The 15,928-nt window shown below is 68.7% G+C and carries 26 protein-coding genes and 1 pseudogene; all 27 read left to right on the forward strand.

All coding sequences use genetic code 11. From position 1 onward, the window contains the following. Positions 1-38: 38 nt before the first annotated feature. The 27 genes and pseudogenes from ID574_RS07680 (at position 39) to ID574_RS59570 (ending at position 15,765) form a co-directional block, all read left to right on the forward strand. A complete protein-coding gene (locus tag ID574_RS07680) occupies positions 39-314 on the forward strand; it encodes a hypothetical protein (RefSeq protein ID WP_188187985.1) in 276 nt (91 codons plus the stop codon). Then, a complete protein-coding gene (locus tag ID574_RS07685; RefSeq protein ID WP_188187986.1) occupies positions 311-700 on the forward strand; it encodes a DUF6197 family protein in 390 nt (129 codons plus the stop codon). Before ID574_RS07680 ends, ID574_RS07685 begins: the two co-directional genes overlap by 4 nt. Beyond that, positions 697-1,236 carry a hypothetical protein gene (locus tag ID574_RS07690; protein WP_188187987.1) on the forward strand — a complete coding sequence of 180 codons (540 nt, stop codon included), beginning with the start codon at positions 697-699 and terminating at the stop codon, positions 1,234-1,236. Before ID574_RS07685 ends, ID574_RS07690 begins: the two co-directional genes overlap by 4 nt. After that, a complete protein-coding gene (locus tag ID574_RS07695) occupies positions 1,233-1,850 on the forward strand; it encodes a hypothetical protein (RefSeq protein ID WP_188187988.1) in 618 nt (205 codons plus the stop codon). Before ID574_RS07690 ends, ID574_RS07695 begins: the two co-directional genes overlap by 4 nt. After that, positions 1,847-2,119, forward strand: a complete 273-nt coding sequence (locus ID574_RS07700) for a hypothetical protein (protein ID WP_188187989.1) — start codon at positions 1,847-1,849, stop codon at positions 2,117-2,119. The genes ID574_RS07695 and ID574_RS07700 overlap by 4 nt, the downstream gene beginning before the upstream one ends. After that, positions 2,119-2,376, forward strand: a complete 258-nt coding sequence (locus tag ID574_RS07705) for a hypothetical protein (RefSeq protein WP_188187990.1) — start codon at positions 2,119-2,121, stop codon at positions 2,374-2,376. The genes ID574_RS07700 and ID574_RS07705 overlap by 1 nt, the downstream gene beginning before the upstream one ends. Beyond that, positions 2,377-2,835 carry a hypothetical protein gene (locus ID574_RS07710; protein WP_188187991.1) on the forward strand — a complete coding sequence of 153 codons (459 nt, stop codon included), beginning with the start codon at positions 2,377-2,379 and terminating at the stop codon, positions 2,833-2,835. It begins immediately after the preceding gene. After that, a complete protein-coding gene (locus ID574_RS07715) occupies positions 2,832-3,170 on the forward strand; it encodes a hypothetical protein (protein WP_188187992.1) in 339 nt (112 codons plus the stop codon). The genes ID574_RS07710 and ID574_RS07715 overlap by 4 nt, the downstream gene beginning before the upstream one ends. A 38-nt stretch (positions 3,171-3,208) precedes the next feature. Continuing rightward, positions 3,209-3,637: a hypothetical protein gene (locus ID574_RS07720; RefSeq protein ID WP_188187993.1), complete on the forward strand. Its 429-nt coding sequence runs from the start codon at positions 3,209-3,211 to the stop codon at positions 3,635-3,637. After that, positions 3,634-4,083 (forward strand): helix-turn-helix transcriptional regulator, encoded by a 450-nt coding sequence (locus tag ID574_RS07725; RefSeq protein WP_188187994.1) that lies wholly within the window; start codon positions 3,634-3,636, stop codon positions 4,081-4,083. The genes ID574_RS07720 and ID574_RS07725 overlap by 4 nt, the downstream gene beginning before the upstream one ends. Next, entirely contained in the window at positions 4,080-4,406 is a 327-nt protein-coding gene (locus ID574_RS07730; RefSeq protein WP_188187995.1) for a helix-turn-helix domain-containing protein, read from the forward strand. The genes ID574_RS07725 and ID574_RS07730 overlap by 4 nt, the downstream gene beginning before the upstream one ends. After that, the gene (locus tag ID574_RS07735) at positions 4,403-4,870 is read left to right on the forward strand and encodes a WhiB family transcriptional regulator (protein ID WP_223166457.1); all 468 of its coding nucleotides are present in this window, start codon (positions 4,403-4,405) and stop codon (positions 4,868-4,870) included. Before ID574_RS07730 ends, ID574_RS07735 begins: the two co-directional genes overlap by 4 nt. Beyond that, positions 4,867-5,223, forward strand: coding sequence for a MazG-like family protein (locus ID574_RS07740; protein WP_188187996.1), 357 nt, complete (start codon positions 4,867-4,869; stop codon positions 5,221-5,223). Before ID574_RS07735 ends, ID574_RS07740 begins: the two co-directional genes overlap by 4 nt. Then, entirely contained in the window at positions 5,220-5,471 is a 252-nt protein-coding gene (locus tag ID574_RS07745) for a hypothetical protein (RefSeq protein WP_188187997.1), read from the forward strand. The genes ID574_RS07740 and ID574_RS07745 overlap by 4 nt, the downstream gene beginning before the upstream one ends. Further along, a complete protein-coding gene (locus ID574_RS07750) occupies positions 5,468-6,565 on the forward strand; it encodes a DNA polymerase III subunit beta (RefSeq protein WP_188187998.1) in 1,098 nt (365 codons plus the stop codon). Before ID574_RS07745 ends, ID574_RS07750 begins: the two co-directional genes overlap by 4 nt. A 320-nt stretch (positions 6,566-6,885) precedes the next feature. Then, positions 6,886-7,059, forward strand: coding sequence for a hypothetical protein (locus ID574_RS07755; protein WP_188187999.1), 174 nt, complete (start codon positions 6,886-6,888; stop codon positions 7,057-7,059). Continuing rightward, positions 7,056-8,108, forward strand: a complete 1,053-nt coding sequence (locus tag ID574_RS07760; protein ID WP_188188000.1) for a DNA cytosine methyltransferase — start codon at positions 7,056-7,058, stop codon at positions 8,106-8,108. The genes ID574_RS07755 and ID574_RS07760 overlap by 4 nt, the downstream gene beginning before the upstream one ends. Beyond that, on the forward strand, positions 8,105-8,401 hold the full coding sequence (locus ID574_RS07765; RefSeq protein WP_188188001.1) for a MerR family transcriptional regulator: 297 nt from the start codon (positions 8,105-8,107) through the stop codon (positions 8,399-8,401). Before ID574_RS07760 ends, ID574_RS07765 begins: the two co-directional genes overlap by 4 nt. Beyond that, a complete protein-coding gene (locus tag ID574_RS07770) occupies positions 8,398-9,636 on the forward strand; it encodes a DNA-methyltransferase (protein WP_188188002.1) in 1,239 nt (412 codons plus the stop codon). The genes ID574_RS07765 and ID574_RS07770 overlap by 4 nt, the downstream gene beginning before the upstream one ends. Positions 9,637-10,005: 369 nt before the next feature. Next, positions 10,006-12,555 (forward strand): bifunctional DNA primase/polymerase, encoded by a 2,550-nt coding sequence (locus ID574_RS07775; protein WP_188188003.1) that lies wholly within the window; start codon positions 10,006-10,008, stop codon positions 12,553-12,555. A gap of 397 nt (positions 12,556-12,952) precedes the next feature. Next, a complete protein-coding gene (locus ID574_RS07780) occupies positions 12,953-13,225 on the forward strand; it encodes a hypothetical protein (protein WP_188188004.1) in 273 nt (90 codons plus the stop codon). Continuing rightward, positions 13,222-13,614 carry a hypothetical protein gene (locus ID574_RS07785; protein WP_188188005.1) on the forward strand — a complete coding sequence of 131 codons (393 nt, stop codon included), beginning with the start codon at positions 13,222-13,224 and terminating at the stop codon, positions 13,612-13,614. The genes ID574_RS07780 and ID574_RS07785 overlap by 4 nt, the downstream gene beginning before the upstream one ends. Continuing rightward, positions 13,614-13,784 carry a hypothetical protein gene (locus tag ID574_RS07790; RefSeq protein WP_188188006.1) on the forward strand — a complete coding sequence of 57 codons (171 nt, stop codon included), beginning with the start codon at positions 13,614-13,616 and terminating at the stop codon, positions 13,782-13,784. The genes ID574_RS07785 and ID574_RS07790 overlap by 1 nt, the downstream gene beginning before the upstream one ends. Next, positions 13,765-13,971, forward strand: coding sequence for a helix-turn-helix transcriptional regulator (locus tag ID574_RS07795; protein ID WP_188188007.1), 207 nt, complete (start codon positions 13,765-13,767; stop codon positions 13,969-13,971). The genes ID574_RS07790 and ID574_RS07795 overlap by 20 nt, the downstream gene beginning before the upstream one ends. Beyond that, entirely contained in the window at positions 13,968-14,684 is a 717-nt protein-coding gene (locus ID574_RS07800) for a hypothetical protein (RefSeq protein ID WP_188188008.1), read from the forward strand. The genes ID574_RS07795 and ID574_RS07800 overlap by 4 nt, the downstream gene beginning before the upstream one ends. Further along, positions 14,684-14,794 (forward strand): annotated as a pseudogene (locus ID574_RS62705) (hypothetical protein); the annotation flags it as partial. The gene ID574_RS07800 and the pseudogene ID574_RS62705, both read left to right, overlap by 1 nt. Positions 14,795-15,012: 218 nt before the next feature. Further along, the gene (locus tag ID574_RS59570) at positions 15,013-15,765 is read left to right on the forward strand and encodes an HNH endonuclease (RefSeq protein ID WP_223166458.1); all 753 of its coding nucleotides are present in this window, start codon (positions 15,013-15,015) and stop codon (positions 15,763-15,765) included. The last annotated feature ends 163 nt before the right edge of the window (positions 15,766-15,928 follow it).

The following is a 15,928-nucleotide window of genomic DNA, read 5'->3' on the forward strand; positions in this document are numbered from 1 at the left end:
CACGGGGGCTGGGCGCGCCATCCGCAAAAGGAGCATCCATGTACGACATCACCATCGAGGTGAGCCAGCTCAACCTCGATCCCATTCGGGCCCGCGCGTTCGACATGCGCTGGCTCACCGCCGACGGCAGCACAGCCGTCAACAGCCGCCCGATGGAACCGGCCACCGTGGACGGATCCGCACGCGCTGTCCTCGCGCACCTGATCGGTGTCGACGTGCCTGACCTCGTCAACGAGGTGCTGCGCCTCCGCGCCGCCCTGGCCGCCTACCACGACGCCATCGCCGACCGCGCTCCCACCGGAGGCACCCGATGAGCATCGAAACCCTCGACCTGTCCTACGCCGCCATCCTCAACCGGGCCGCCGACCGCATCGAGAAGTTCGGGCTCGCCGTCGAGGACTACACCGTCCCCGTCGACGGCGTCGACGAAAGCGAGTGGCCGGTCGACGTGCAGGGCAGCCTCGCCGCCGCAGCCGGATTCCCGCCTCACATCTGGGAGACCGAGGCTGTCGACTCGGCCGCGTTCCGACCCGTCCGCGACGTCGCCGACCTCCTCGTCGACCGGCTCGGCCTCGACCCGATCCCCGCCTGGGACGAGTCGATCGGCGGCTGGTCCGACGAACACACCGCCGAACACGTCGTCGGCAAGCTGCGTGAGATCGCCGCCAAGGTGGCGCAGAACGGCGGTGAAGCAGCATGAGCGACCGCGACCTGACCGTCTACCGCAGCACGCACCCCGACGCGCTCACCGCCTGGCACACCGCCGCCGACGCCCGCCAAGAGTGGACCAAGCAGATGCAGGCGTTCCTCGACGAGCACGGCTTCGGCAAACGCACTGTCTACGTCGGCCACTCGGGGCGGGTCCTCGGCATCGAGCACGTCGACGGCGAGGACGCCCCCGACGGCTGGCGTGTCGATCAGCGCACTGGCTACCTCATGCCCCGACTGAAGACCCGGGCGGGCAAGCAGATCGACGCCCGCCTCGCCGAACTGGTGCAGCCGGACCCGCGCAACAAGATGCCGGGAATGCCCATGCAGTGCTTCGTCAGCCTCGCCCTGCTCACCTGCGGGATGCGGATCATCCGCGACACCCTGTACGCCGAGTGGAGCCGCCCGATCCCCCAAGACCAGGTGGACTCGGCGATCTGGCAGAGGATCAAGCTGTCGGAGTACTACGCCGCCCGCGAAGCCGACGAGGCGGTCGCTGAACCGCAGAACGGCGGAGAAGCAGCATGAGCCTCGACATCGCCAAGCAGTTCGCCCGCGACACCGCCAACCACCGCCTCGAAACCCTGCACGACGACGGCCTGTACCGGCACATCCGGTTCTCAGCCCCGCCCAGCCTCGACTGGTTCGACCTGATCACGTGGCCGTACAACCTGATCGTCAACGGCTCCCACGGCTCCTACCACTTCTGCCGCTTCGGCGACGACACCGAGGACATGTTCGCCCTGTTCCGCGACGGCTCGGCCGGTCGCCGCATCAACCCGCACTACTGGGCAGAGAAAGTCCGCGCTGGCGAGGTGATGACCTGGTCCGAGGCTGCGTTCCGGCAATGGGTGCTGCAGGAGGCGGCCGAACTGGCGCCTGAGCACCCGGGCATGATGCGCGCGGTCAAGCTCCAGATCCTCGACAGCGACGAGCACAACCTCGAATACGAGGAGACTGCCCGCTACGCCATCGCGTCCTTCCGGCACAAGGGTCTGCGGCTCGCCTTCCCGGAGTCGTGGGAGCGGACGTTCCAGGACTTCCACTGGCAGTACCTCTGGCAGTGCCACGCCGTCGTGTGGGGCATCGCCAAGTACGACGCCACGAAGGCGACCGCCCGGGAGGCGGTGCCGACGTCATGACCCCCACCGCGCTCACCATCGCCGCCACCCTCGCCGCCGTCAGCGCGGCCACGCTCGGCCACTATCTCCGCCCCACCGCGCGCGCGAAGCGGCAGCACGCCCGCTATCAGCGACTGGTGCGCCGCCTGTGGGCCGCCGAATTCGAGAAGGTCCGGCTCACCGTCGAAGGCCGCATCGCCATCCACAGCCTCGAAACCCTGTGGCTCCGCCTCCTGGCCGACCACCCCGAACTGTACCGAACCCAGGACGTGCAGAGCGGAGGCGCCTGATGCGAGACCTCACCCACGCCACCGCCGAGCGGATCCTCGCCCGCGCACTCCACAACGAGGTCAACCACCTCGAACCGCGCGACCGCCTGCCCGCCATCCTCAACACCGCGCACGCCTCGCGCCGCTTCCGGCGGTGGACCCTCGCCGCCGCCGCCGTCCTACTCATCCTCGCCGGACTCCTCTACACCGCCGCCAACACCAGCGAGCCGGAGCCCGAGCGTCTTCCCGCCCACGTGACCCGCCTGCTGGAGGCATAAATGTCCACCACCGGCGCATCCGCCAACACCAAGCTCGAACCCTGCCAGGAACTCCGGCAGGCCGCCACCACCCTCCGCGAGACCGCGGCCAACGCCACCCGAGGTCCGTGGCGGCGAGTCGCCGACGCCGACCCCGACTTCATCACCAGATACAGCCCGAACCACATCGCCAACTGGGAAGGCGACTACCTCGACTCCGTCGCCAACGCGGGCGACGGCGAGCAGGCAAACCGGGACGCATCCTGGATCTGCCTTGTCAGCCCGCTGCTCGCCGAACCGCTTGCCGCGCTGCTCGACCACTTCGCGGCGAAGTACGAGCGGCTGCATGAGATATTCGGCGCTCCTATCTCAGGGCCTGACGACCGGCTGGCCAAGGGCGAGCCGGAGTTGCACGTCGACTTCGCCCTGGCTGTGGCTCGGGTCATCAACGGCACCGCCCCCACGGCAGGTGCCCGATGAGCCACCTCGCCAACGCTCTGAGCGCCGAGATCGACGACTTCACCGCGTGCGACTGCCTCGACAAGATCCTCGCCCGCGCCCGCCGGACCCGCCCGGCCGCGACTTCCCCCACGGCCGGGCCCGCACGGTGCGTCTACCGCACCGCCTGGCGCTACTGGGCCGCAGGCGTCCTCGCCTCGTTCCTGGCGATCGAGCTGCCCGGCCTGCGCACCCACGACGGCCACGGCACCCTCACCGCCCAACTCCGGCGCCGCCGGACACTCGCCGCCGCCGCAATCGCGGCCTTCGGAGCCTGGGCGACCGTTCACATCGGACTCCAGGGACGTGACACATGAACCGGCCCAAAGCGCGTGGTACTGCGGCGGAATCCGCCGTGGTCAAGACACTGCGCATTCACGGTTTCCCGCACGCAGAAAGACGAGCCCTGGCCGGCTGCCAGGACCTCGGAGACATCACCGGCTGCCCCGGCATCGTCTTCGAAGTGAAGGGCGGCGACGCGGCCCGCAACGCCTCCGACGCCCAGATCGCCGCATGGATGGTCGAAACCGAGGTCGAGCGCGTGAACGCCCGCGCCGAAGTCGGCGTGCTCGTCGTCCAACGCCGCGGCGTCGGAGCACAGAACGCGCACCGCTGGTGGGCGCACATCACCAGCCGCACCCTCACCGCCCTCATGGAACCGTCGATCGCCCTGTTCGACGAGGCGCCCGACGTGCCCGTCCGGCTCCTACTCGGCGACGTGACCCAGCTGCTGCGCTGGGCCGGCTACGGGACACCGCTCGAGGCCGAAGCGGTGGCGTCATGAACGCCACCGCGGTCAAGCCGCTGACGGTGCTGGAGCAGCTCCGCAACGTCCGCTGCGACCAGCAGATCCAGCAACGACACCTCGCCGGAATGATCGGCGTCGCCCCCAACAGCGTCGGCCACTGGGAACGCGGCATCTCCGCCCCCAACATCCGCCACGTCATCGCCTATGCCCGCGTCGTCGGCCGACGCCTCGTAGTCGCCCGCAACAACCAGGTCGTCGCCGACCTCGCCACGGTGCTACCCCGGCTGGCCGACCTGCGCGGCCGCCAGCGGCTGACGCGGTGCGACGTCGCCGAACGGCTGAACGCCGACTACGGATACGTGTCCGCGATCGAACGGCAGACCAGGACGGGGGTCGGAGTCCGGCTGTCGACGCTCGAGCGGTATCTCGCCGCACTCGGCTACCAGATCAACGTCGCGCCTCTCCCGGAGGGTGCCTCATGAGCAAGCACCGCCGCATCATCACCTGCATCTGCTGCGGACAGGACGGCCCCAGCCGCGCCCGCCGCCTCATCCAACCCTGCTACGACCGCCACAAAAAACGCGGCACCCTCACCCAATACCCGCGCGTCACCAACCCCGACACCTGGCACCCCACCGGCAGCCACGGCCAACGGATGCTCGCCCGCTACCAGCAGCTCACCAGCCTCCGGCCGCCGCTCAGCATCGCCCGCATCGCGTTCGAACTCGGCGTGTCCGAACGGCAAGTCCAACGCTACGCATCCGCGACACGAGCCACCGGCGCCATCTCGGAGGTGGCGGCTTGAGCGGACGACCCCGGCCCATCATCTGCCTCGACTGCGAACAGCGCGGCTTCCACGGCGGCCGCGGCCTATGCAACGCCTGCTACAGCCACCACACCCGGATGGGCACGCTGCACAAGTGGCCGACCGTGCGCGGCAACACCGCCTGGCAAAACAGCCACCTCCTCGAACCACTACCGCCGCCCCACCCAGAAGAGCCGGAGCCGGCTCACCACAGCGGCGACACCACCTGGGAGGCGCGCAGCGCATGCCGAGGCGCCGACGGCGAAATCTGGTTCCCCATTTCCGAGACCGGCGACAATCCGCAGGTCAAAGTCGCCAGACGCATCTGCCGCGGCTGCCCCGTCCGCGAAGCCTGCCTCAACTACGCGCTCACCACCCGGCAGGCGCACGGCATCTGGGGCGGCCTCACCTCGCCAGAGCGGCGCCAACTCGAACTCCGCCAAGCCGAAAGGGCAACGGCATGACCACCACCACGACCTACGACCTGTGGCAGCACGTCACCACCGCACTCGACTGGCTGGACGCCGCCAACGGCCGCAGCGAGCACGCGACCACCATGCAAATCCTGAAGATCACAGAGGAGGCTGGTGAGGTGGCCGCCGCCTACATCGGCATGACCGGCCAGAACCCGCGCAAGGGCGTCACCCACACCCGCGAGGACGTCGCGGGGGAGTTGTGCGACGTCGTCATCACCGCACTCGTCGCACTCGCCGCCATCACCGGCAGCACCGCCGACGCCCAGGCGGCACTCGACCGGCACCTCGCCCGCCGCAGACCCCGATTGGCCGCCCTCCTCGCCGAAGGAGTCACCGCGTGAACACCGCGACCACCGATATCGCCGCGACCCGCACCGGGTGGCGGGCATGGATGAGCTGGATCCGCCCCTGGTACATCGGCGCCGTCATCGGCGGCGACATCGAGGGCCACATCTACCCCGACTGCGAACGCCTCCTGCGCATCGAATCCGAGCCGCGGGAAGGCGCCGGCTGGCTCGACCCCGCACAGGGCCCTGTCTGCGACCCGTGCAAGGCGCGCCACAACGTCGGAGAGGAGCGGCCCGCATGAAAATCTCTGTGGAACCCAGCCTGTTCGCCGACCTCGTAGCCCGCGCCGGGCACCACACATCCGGCCCCATCGAACCCGTTCTCGCCGGGCTGCTCCTCGAAGCCGACGGCGCCACCATGACGGTGTCGGCGTTCAACCGCGAATCCTCGTTCCGCGCCACCATGCCGGCCGAAGTCGCCGAACCTGGGAAGACACTGCTGCCCGGCCGCCTCCTAGCCGACGCCGCCAAAGGGTTGGCGAAGCGCCACGACTTCCTGCAGATGGCGTCCACCACAGCCGAGACGACGATCACCTGCGGCAGCGCGGTGATGACGATCCGGGCGCTACCCGCCGACGACTTCCCAGCACTGCCCCAGCCAGCCGCCGCCGTCGGCACGGTGGACGCCGCGGATCTGCGCGACGCCGTTTCCCAGGTGGCGCCCGCCTGCAAACCGGAAAAACCGGTGAAGCCGGAGCACGCCGTCGTGCGGATGGACATCGACGGCGACGAGATCACGTGGGTGGGTGCAGACAACTATCGGATGGCCACCCGTATCACGCCGTGGAACCCCGGCACCCCGGACGCCCGGCTGGCGGCGCATGTGCCAGTGCGCGCCTTCCGCGACATGGTGAAGGACTTCGGCAAAGGCTCGGTGACGCTCGGCGTGAGCGACACCCTCGTCTCTCTCGCCAGCGCTGAGCAGACGGTGACGATCGGCCAGTATCAGATCGACGAATACACCGACTACAAGCCGCGCCTCGCCAAACCCCTCCCCACCACCGTCACAGTGGAGACGGAGGCGCTGCTCGAGGCCGTGAAACGCGTCGTGCTGTTCGCGGAAAACCAGGACGTCACCCTCGACATCGGGCCAGACGAAATCAGCGTCCACGCCGGCGACATCGCAGGCGTCGGCCGCGGCGCCGACACCGTGCCATGCGAAGTGGGCGGCGACACGATGACGCTCCGCTTCCAGCCGCCATTCCTCATCGACGGACTCGAAGGCGTCCACACGGAAAAGACCGTGATCGGCATGACGGCGCCCGGCCGCTACATCCTCATCTCATCCACCGACCAAGCGTTCAAGTATCTAGCCGTGCCGTTGAGAGCGCGATGAACAGGATCACCCTCGAAGAACTCGAGCGACCGTGCACCCGGTGTGGACACCTGCGGGCCGTCCACACCGGCGGCGCCAACGCGTGGGGTCGACTCGATCGACAAGTTGCTGCCAACCCCGACGACGCGCAATGGAGCGGGCAACAAGGTGAACAACCACGGGGACCTGCTCCTGCCAGGAGTGGCGGAGGCCATATCGACTGGGGCCCTTACGGGCTCGCGATCCGCCGCTGGGAAGCGGCGTCCGGCCGGCGAGCACCCCGACCAACCCAGCCTGGACGATCTGGACGCGATCAGCTAGCGCCCGCCTTCTCCGAATGGATGATGGGCCTCCCTGAAGGCCATGTCACCGGCATCCCCCGTCCTGACGGGATGAGCCTGGCCGGCTACCGCAACGCCCAACTGAAGGTGATCGGCGGAGGCGTGGTGCCGGCCCAGGCGGCGTACGCGCTGCGTATCCTCCTCGCCCGCGCAAGCCTGGAGGTGACGGAGTGATCATTGACCTGTTCGCGGGCCCTGGCGGCTGGGACATCGGGGCGACCCGGCTCGGATTCGAAGTGACCGGCATCGAACGCGACCACTCAGCATGCGAGACCCGCCGAGCCGTCGGCCTGGCAACCGTCGAAGGCGACGTCCGCCACTACGGGCCGGCCGACTTCCCCGAAGCGTCCGACCTCATCGGCTCCCCGCCATGCCAGCCGTACTCGGTCGGCGGCAAGGGGCGAGGCCGGGCCGCCCTCGACACCGTCCTCGCCCTAGCCGCCCATCTCGCCTCCCGGCAGAACATCACCCAGGCCCTCGCCGGCTTCGACGACGATCGGACCGGCCTGGTACTCGAACCGCTGCGATGGGCCCTGGAGGCGATCGACGCCGGGCGCCCCTACAAGACGGTGCTGCTGGAGCAGGTATCAACCGTGCTCCCCGTATGGGAAGCATTCGCCCGCATCCTGCGGGCGGAAGGCTACAGCGTCGCAACCGGGCGGCTGTCCGCCGAAGAGTACGGCGTACCGCAGACCCGCGTCCGGGCGTTCCTAGCCGCATCCCTGTCCGGGAAGGCGCGACTGCCGGAGCCGACCCACCACCGCTACCGCAAGGACGCCGTCCAAGGCCAAGAAGCTCTCTGGCTCCGCCCGTGGATATCCATGGCCGACGCGATCGGCTGGGGCATGACCGCCCGCCCCGCGTTGACCATCGCCGTCGGCACCGCCGCAGGAGGACCCGACCCGTCATGCGTCGGCGGATCCGGCGCCCGCGCCACCCTCTACGGCGAGCGCGACGCAGGCCGCTGGATCGACTGCACCCGCATCGTCGACGCCGACGATCTGCCCGCCTACCGGGGCGGGCGCCGCGACACCATCCGCCTCTCCGTCCAGGACGCCGCGATCCTCCAAACCTTTCCCGCCGACCACCCCTGGCAGGGGAGCCGGACCAAGCAGCTCGAACAGATCGGCAACGCGGTTCCGCCGCTGCTGGCCATGCATGTCGTCGCCGCGGCGACAGGACTCGATCTGCCCGCCCACATGCGTCAGGAGGCTGCGGCATGAGCAAGAACCTCACCTTGCAGGACCTGCTCGACCGCGGTGTTTCTTACCGCCGAATAGATCACTGGACGCGTAAGGGCTGGTTGCAGCCCGCCCATCAGGGCGGCACCGGTCACAACCGCGAATGGCCCCAGCACGAGTTGCAGGTCGCCGACCTGATGGGCCGCCTCGTCGACGCCGGCATCGCCGTCGACGTCGCCGCGCTCGCCGCCCGCGCCCACATCAACGGACGAAAGCGGATCCGACTCGCGTACGGGATCACCCTCACCATCGACACCGCGGAGGCATCGAGGTGACCGTCACCATCATCCGCGGCGACGCCCGCGCGCTCCCGCTCCCCGACAACTCCGTGGATTTGATCTGCACGTCGCCGCCGTACTGGGGGCTACGGGACTACCGCGACGGCGACCAGTCCCTGCCTGGCCAGATTGGCAACGAGCCCACTCCGTGGGAGTACCTCGAAGCACTGTGGGAGTGCACCCGCGAGTGGATGCGGGTCCTCAAGCCGGAGGGCAGCCTCTTTGTGGTGCTCGGCGACAAGTACGCCACCCGCTGGTCCTCCCGCTCCGAAGGCGCAGGACTGCACCACAGCCGAGGCCGCGACGCCCGCGGCGGCCGAAACACCACCGGCGTCCCCGGCAAGAGCCTCATCGGGCTGCCTTGGCGATACGCGCTCGGCTGTGTCGACCAGCTCGAGCTGATCCTGCGCGCCGAAATCGTGTGGGAGAAAGTCTCTGCGTTGCCGGAGAGCGTGACCGACCGAGTACGACGCGCCCACGAGCAGATCTTCCACTTCACCTCGAGGCCTCGCTACTACTCCGCCGTGGACGAAATCCGAGAGCCGCATCGTATGAAGCCGCAGCGACGACCGAACGGCCACAAGCAGCGCCAGCAGCTCGGCGTACTGCCCGCGCAGACATACTCCACCAGCCAGCGCGACGAGGTCGGCGTCGATGGGCACCCGCTCGGCGCACTTCCCGGCAGCGTGTGGAATGTCGCCGCCCAACCCCTCAAGGTGCCCGAACACCTCGGCGTCGACCACTACGCGGCGTTCCCGATGGAGTTCCCGCGGCGCATCATCCGCGGCTGGTCCCCGCCCGGCATCTGCACCGCCTGCGGCGAAGGGCGACGCCCTGTTGCCGATCGCAAGCCGATGATCTGGCGCGAATCGCCCACCATCGCCGGCCGCACCAACGGCAGGTCATATAAGCCTGCGTCCGGCACCATGCTCGCGCCCGCGGAAACCCGGATCACCGGCTACGCCTGCGCATGCCCCACACCCGACGCACCCACCCGACCCGCGGTCATCGTTGATCCGTTTGGCGGGACCGGCACCACAGCTTTGATCGCCGACCTGTACGGCCGGCACGGCATCAGCGTCGACCGCTCGCTCGACTACTGCCGCATCGCCCAATGGCGCACCCAGGATCCGGGCGAACGTGCTCGAGGCCTCAAGCAGCCCAAGCCGAAGCCCGATCCCAGACAGCACGAGGATCAGCCAGCGCTGTGGGATGACGAGGCGATCGCATGAGCGGGGACACCGATGCCCTGGATCAGCCGCTGCTCGACCTGCCGGCGGCCCGCCACCCGCACCATCACCGGCCGAGTCCGCGGCAAAAGCCTCTACAGCGCTCTCTCCTGCGACGACTGCGCACCCAAACACCGCGCCCTCGCACAGAAAGCAGGGCCCGTCGTAGAGGAGCCGCTCAAGGGGCGAGCCCAAGACCCCCTGTTCTGAGGCGCTGAACCCTCGCGCACCACCCAAGACCTCCCGCCCGCAGCTCCACCCGAGAACGATCCAGGGGGACCGGTTGAACGCCTCCCAGCAGGACCCAGAACCACCAGCGGCACGCCGCCGCGCCGCCGGGGCCCCACACGCCACCAAACCGCCGGAGGCGCCGTGAGCGCCCTCCGCGAATCCGCGCGCGCAGCCCTCACCGCAGGGCTGTGCATCATCCCCGCCGCGGCCAACGGCACCAAACAGCCCTGGCCCGACGGTCCCCGCTGGAAGACCTACGAAACCCAGCAGCCCACCAGCGAACAGATCGAGCGCTGGTTCGCCAACGGCCGCTACGACGGGTTCGGCATCGTCTGCGGACGCATCTCCGGCAACCTCGAAATGCTCGAATTCGAAGGGCGCGCCGTCACCGAAGGGCTCGTCGCCGAAGCCGCCGAAATCGCCGAAGCATCAGGGCTCGGCGACCTCTGGCGGACCGTGTTCAACGGCTACCGCGAAACCACACCGTCCGGCGGCATCCACCTGCTCTACCGGGTCGCCGGACCGGTCGCCGGCAACGTCAAACTCGCCGAACGCCCCTCCACACCCGACGAATTCACCGCCTACAAGCAGCGCGAACAAGCCAAAATCGACGCCATCAAGGACCCTGCCGCCCGGGCGCGGCGGCAGCGCGGCCTCGACAACATCACCCGCTGCGAGCAGGTGCCGCAAACACTCATCGAAACCCGCGGCGAAGGCGGATTCGTCATCATCGCCCCCTCCGCGGGCCGCACCCACCCCAGCGGGCGAGGCTGGACGCTCGAGGCCGGCGGGTACATGAGCATCCCGCTCATCTCCCCTGAAGACCGCGACGCCCTCCACCACCTGACCGGCGCACTCAACCAGATGCCGCCCGAAGAGGAGGAGATCAGCCAGCAGGTTGCGCCCCGCCGCCCCGCAACCGACCGGGTCAACGGATCAGATGGGCTACGGCCCGGCGACGACTACAACCAGCGCGCCACCTGGGATGACACCCTTATCGACCGGCTCGGCTGGACGAAGGTCTACTGGCGGGGCGGCACCACCTACTGGCGGCGGGCCGGCAAAGACCGCGGCGTCTCCGCGACCACCGGCCGCACCGGCGCCGACAACTTGTACGTTTTCTCCACGAGCACGATCTTCGAGCCGCGCAAGCCGTACAGCAAGTTCGCCGCGTACACGCTCGTCACCGAAGGCGCTACCAGCCAGGCCAGCTTCAGCGCCGCGGCGAAATCGCTACGCGCCGAAGGCTACGGCAGCCCTCTCACCGACCGGGCACCCCGGCCCGCCCCCGCCGCCGTCGAGATGAGCGTCGACGACCTGCCGCCGCATCCCGCCGACGACCCCGCAACCGAGCCCCACGACGATGGATGGGAGGCGCCGCCAGCGCGCCGCCGCGGACTCCTCCCCGACGACTTCTGGGACGCACGCCCCACCCTCCGCCACATCCGGCAAGCAGCCCACGCCCGCGCCCGCTCCGGCGACATCGTCCTCGGCGGCATGCTCGCCCGCCTCTCCAGCCTCCTGCCGCCCGAACTCCGCGCAGACACCGGCGTCGGCTCACCCGCCAGCATGAACATGTTCGTCATCCTGCTCGGCGCCTCCGGCTCCGGAAAGAGCTCCGCTGCGTGGATCCCCCGCAAACTCCTGCCCTGCCCGCCCCGCATCGACTTCCTCGACGAACTCCCGCTCGGATCCGGCGAAGGCATCGCCGAGGCATACATGGGCGAGCAGCAGGTCGAAACCGACGAGGTGTACCGGAGCGGCCCCCGCAAAGGCGAACGCAAAACCGAGACCGTGCGTATGCAGGTGCGGCACAACGCCCTCTTCTACGCCGACGAAGGCGAATCCCTCACCAAGCAGCTGTTCGGCAGGCTGGGCGCCACCGTCGGCGAATCACTGCGCCGCGCGTGGACCGGCGGCACCATCGGCCAGTTCAACGGTCACAAGGTCAACACCCGGGTCATCGAATCCGGCACCTACTCGCTGGGCATGGTCGTCGGTTTTCAGCCCGAGACCGCGCTGCCCCTCCTCGAGGACGCGCCCGCCGGTACGCCGCAACGGTTTCTGTGGTGTTCCTCCACCGACCCGTCCATACCCGAGGACGTCGTCGAAGAGCCCGGCCCACTCGACCTCGAGCTGATCCGGCGCGGCTTCGGCATCGACCCCAAGATTTCGTTCGCGACGCCGCTGCTGCGGCAGATCAGGGCCGAGGACCGCGCCCGGGCGACCGGCGAACTCACGCTGCCGCCGCTCGACTCGCACAAGCCGCTCATGCTCGTCAAGCTCAGCGTGCTGCTCGCCATCCTCGACAACCGGCTCGACGTCACAGCCGAGGACTGGCAGCTCGCCGAGCAAATGTGGGCGACGTCGTGCGAACTGCGGGACGCGCTGCTCGAGCATGCCGCGCGGCAGGCGGCCGAGGAGCACGAGAAGCGCACCAAGCTGCACATCGACCGGGAGCTTCGGGCGCACACGGCGAAGGCGAACTCTGACCGCAACGTCGAGCGGGTCGCCCGGCGTGCCGCCAAGAGGGTACACGAGGCCGAAGGCATGACGCGGGGCGCGCTCGCGAAGGCGATCGCCTACCGCGACCGTGATCTGTTGCCTGCGGCGCTGAATCTTGCTGAGGCGCTGGGGTGGATTTCCTGCGACGGCGACCAGGTGTCGCCGGGAGATGCGAGGCCGTCATGATGTCCGTTTTGTCGGTGTACACGGGGCGGCGTACACCCCCGAAATCGGGTGTACACGTGTACATGTACACGGGGTCTGGCATACCCCAAACGCGCGAAGCACATTTTGAAACTCATAATTGCAGGTCAGGGGTTTTAGTAGGTTTGCAGCGAGTCTTTTTTTCGCGCCGAACCCGATGTACACCTACACCTTGTACACCTTCGCGTAGGCGGCCCGTCTGATGGGCCGCCGACGCACCGCACTCCTCGACGCGCAGCCGTCCCTCTGGGGTGACGAGCCGACACCGTTCGCGGACGTGGCACCTCCCTCAAAGCCGGCCGCAAAGTCGGCACCACGACGGCGCCGCAACCACATGCTCGGCCTGCCCCGACCATGGCCCCAGCACATCCCCTGCGCCATGACCTGCCTCACCTGCGGTCAGATCGAAGGCGCCGGCATCTGCCCCGACGGATGCGCCATCGTCTGCGGCCGCCCACCCCGCACCGGCCCCGTCGAAGTCTGCCTGCTCACCCTCGTGCTGCCAGCCCGGGTCATCGGCGGCCGCGCCGTCGTTCTGTGTCCGCACTGCGACGGCACGCACTGGCACCAACCGTCGCCTGGCCGCCGGTATCGGGTCGGCCAGTGCCGCCAGCCCTACATCGTCCACCTCAACGAAGAGAGCACCCCGTGATCCGAGACAACCGCTTCCTCGTCTCGCGGCGGCCGTACGCCGTCGACCTGTCCAGCCTGCGAGGCACGCTGGAGCCCCGCCACGACGGAACCACCTACTACCGCGGCCGGATCGACGCCGTCTGGTACCGCCGACGCCGCGGCGTCACCGTCGCCTGCATCGGCACCCTGTGGGACTCCCAAGACGAGCAACCCGCCGACGCCGTGCAGTTCCTCGAACGGCACACCGACGGCCGGTACGGCGGCGACTGCGACGGACGCTGGGACGGCACCTCCTACTGGGGCAACAGCACACTCGAGCAGCAACACCAGCACCTCGCCGTCCTGCGGCCGATGCTCGCCAACTACCCGGAACTCCCGCCCGGCTGGGACGGGTGGTGGCGGTTCTGATGCTCCGCATCTTCTGGCCGCGGCTACTCCGCCTCCTCACCCGCAACCGCCACGTCCCCCTCGACGCCGAACTCCGCGCCCGCTACGGCACCTGGGGCTGGCTCACAGGCGAAGGCATGTGGAAGCCCACCACCCCGAAAGGACAGTTCGATGACGACTCCCACCGATGACCCGTTCTGGACCATCGCCGAAATCGCCACCAAGCTGCGCGTGTCGAAAATGACCGTGTACCGGCTCGCCGACGAGGGCGAGTTCCCCGGCACCATCCGCGTCGGACGGTCACTCCGCATCCCCGACAGCGGACTCCAGGCGTACCTCACCAACTGCCGCGTCGACGGCGCTGCGAGCGGCTCATGACCACGGCTGCGGGCGACCCCACACGCCAGTCGGACCCCACGCGCCCGGGCCGCTGGTGCGACCAGCACAAGCAGGTCGAATGCGCCAAGAGCCGTAAGGGCGGCGGCGTGTGCCACGGTGCCGCGATCTCCGGTTTGGACGCGTGCCGGATGCACGCCGGCCAACGCGCCGACGTCGCCCGCGCGAAGGGTGAGGCGCTCAGTGCGTGGCGTGCGAACCCCGGACGCCAGGATGTGTCGCCGAGCGAAGCCGTGATGGCGATGTTGCAGATGTCGTGGGCGCGCGTCCACGTCTACGCCGGGCTGTTGGAGCGGCAGGTGGCGGCTGCGGATCCGCCTCGGCCGGGCGGTGTCGGTCAGGGCGCTGGCCTGGTCGGTCACACGTTCAGCGCGTCGCCGTCGGTGGGCGTGTACGAGTCGGGCGAGGCCGTTCGGGCGCTGGCCAAGCTTGAGGCGGAGGAGCGGGACCGGTGTGTCCGGTACGCGAAGGTGGCGCACGACATGGGGATCGCCGACCGGGAGATTCGCTTGGCTGAGGCTCAGGGTGCTCTGATCGCCGGGGTGATCGGCCGGGTCCTGGACGCGGTGCTGCAGCGGACGCTCGAGGCGGTCGGCCAGAGTGCGGGGGCCCGGTTGAGGACGGCGTGGCCGGGCTGGATCACCGAGCTGGTGCCGCGGGAACTGCTGGCCATCGCAGGAGAGGTGGGGACGTGATGCTCGTTCAGGACGCCCTGTTCGCCGACGATGCGACGTCGGGTGCGGTGATCGACGGTCCGTTCCGGTACACGCTGTGGCGCACGTGGGCATCGAGCCTGCCGCTGTGCGGCTGGGTGATGCTCAACCCGTCCACGGCTACTGCCTTGTCGGTGGTGGCAATTACGGTGGATGCATGGGCGTCTATAAGGTTGACGATATTCAAGCCGTTCGGCTCTACGAGCAGGGCCTCAACATGCGGCAAGTCGCACTCCGCCTCGGTGTCAAGGCCGACACTGTGGGCCGAGCCCTTCGCCGCCAAGGCATCGATATTCGAGATGGTCGCAAGGTGGCAGTTGACGATCAGCAAATCGCGTCCATGTATGTGGCAGGCAAGACCCTCGATGCCATCGCCGACGAACTGCGCCTTAGCCGCTTCGTGGTGCGAGCAAGCCTGCAGCGCTCGGGGATTGAGCGCCGACAGTCAGCGGACTACCGTCGGATCCCCTTCGACCCAAGCGAAGCGGTGCGCCTGTACAAGGAGACCAAGAGTTCAAAAAAGGTCGCACGCGCCCTTCGCGTGCCAGAGGACGCGGTGTTGCGAACACTCCATGAGCAAGGGGTTCGCACACGTCGCAGACGATATGTGCTCTCGGCGGACGAGGAGCAACGTGTCGTGGATCTGTATCGGAACGGGAGAACGATCCGCGACATTGGGGTGGAACTTCAGGTTCCACAGCGCGCCGTGCGTCAAGCGCTCAGGCTTCTCAACATCGATCTATCAGAACGTGGCAGTGCCCTCGGTCCGCGTAAGGTTCGAATTGGCAAGGACGGGGTTTATCTCGGCGTTCGCGTTGACGACTCAGACCCGATGGCCTGCATGCGTCAGGCGGGTGGACTCGTGCTTGAACACCGCCTCGTCATGGCGCGGCACCTCGGACGTCCCCTGCTGCCTGGCGAAACTGTCCATCACATCAACAACAACGGGCACGACAACAGGATCGAGAACCTGCAGCTACGAGTCGGTCAGCATGGTCGCGGCTATGCACTTCAGTGCGCCGACTGCGGATCTCATCGAATTCAGCCTGCGCCGCTTGCCTGACCCTGCGCCCGGACTGGCTGGCGGTGGCGTCTGATGCATTTCCGTCACCGATGGGTCGAGGTCGAATGTATCGGCCGTCTCGTCACCGAACGGTGCGCGGTCTGCTCGAGGACGCGGACCCGCGTGCGCGGCCCTGTACGCGATTCTCCCGGTTCCGGCGTCC

This window comes from Nonomuraea sp. SYSU D8015 (genome assembly GCF_008065375.1).
Lineage (GTDB): Bacteria > Actinomycetota > Actinomycetes > Streptosporangiales > Streptosporangiaceae > Nonomuraea.

Excerpts from the sequence above, each read along its gene's own strand:
- ID574_RS07680 (WP_188187985.1), top strand. The coding sequence starts at position 39 with ATGTACGACATCACCATCGAGGTGAGCCAGCTCAACCTCGATCCCATT.
- ID574_RS07685 (WP_188187986.1), top strand. The coding sequence starts at position 311 with ATGAGCATCGAAACCCTCGACCTGTCCTACGCCGCCATCCTCAACCGG.
- ID574_RS07690 (WP_188187987.1), top strand. The coding sequence starts at position 697 with ATGAGCGACCGCGACCTGACCGTCTACCGCAGCACGCACCCCGACGCG.
- ID574_RS07695 (WP_188187988.1), top strand. The coding sequence starts at position 1,233 with ATGAGCCTCGACATCGCCAAGCAGTTCGCCCGCGACACCGCCAACCAC.
- ID574_RS07700 (WP_188187989.1), top strand. The coding sequence starts at position 1,847 with ATGACCCCCACCGCGCTCACCATCGCCGCCACCCTCGCCGCCGTCAGC.
- ID574_RS07705 (WP_188187990.1), top strand. The coding sequence starts at position 2,119 with ATGCGAGACCTCACCCACGCCACCGCCGAGCGGATCCTCGCCCGCGCA.
- ID574_RS07710 (WP_188187991.1), top strand. The coding sequence starts at position 2,377 with ATGTCCACCACCGGCGCATCCGCCAACACCAAGCTCGAACCCTGCCAG.
- ID574_RS07715 (WP_188187992.1), top strand. The coding sequence starts at position 2,832 with ATGAGCCACCTCGCCAACGCTCTGAGCGCCGAGATCGACGACTTCACC.
- ID574_RS07725 (WP_188187994.1), top strand. The coding sequence starts at position 3,634 with ATGAACGCCACCGCGGTCAAGCCGCTGACGGTGCTGGAGCAGCTCCGC.
- ID574_RS07730 (WP_188187995.1), top strand. The coding sequence starts at position 4,080 with ATGAGCAAGCACCGCCGCATCATCACCTGCATCTGCTGCGGACAGGAC.
- ID574_RS07740 (WP_188187996.1), top strand. The coding sequence starts at position 4,867 with ATGACCACCACCACGACCTACGACCTGTGGCAGCACGTCACCACCGCA.
- ID574_RS07750 (WP_188187998.1), top strand. The coding sequence starts at position 5,468 with ATGAAAATCTCTGTGGAACCCAGCCTGTTCGCCGACCTCGTAGCCCGC.
- ID574_RS07755 (WP_188187999.1), top strand. The coding sequence starts at position 6,886 with ATGATGGGCCTCCCTGAAGGCCATGTCACCGGCATCCCCCGTCCTGAC.
- ID574_RS07765 (WP_188188001.1), top strand. The coding sequence starts at position 8,105 with ATGAGCAAGAACCTCACCTTGCAGGACCTGCTCGACCGCGGTGTTTCT.
- ID574_RS07780 (WP_188188004.1), top strand. The coding sequence starts at position 12,953 with ATGACCTGCCTCACCTGCGGTCAGATCGAAGGCGCCGGCATCTGCCCC.
- ID574_RS07790 (WP_188188006.1), top strand. The coding sequence starts at position 13,614 with ATGCTCCGCATCTTCTGGCCGCGGCTACTCCGCCTCCTCACCCGCAAC.
- ID574_RS07795 (WP_188188007.1), top strand. The coding sequence starts at position 13,765 with ATGACGACTCCCACCGATGACCCGTTCTGGACCATCGCCGAAATCGCC.
- ID574_RS07800 (WP_188188008.1), top strand. The coding sequence starts at position 13,968 with ATGACCACGGCTGCGGGCGACCCCACACGCCAGTCGGACCCCACGCGC.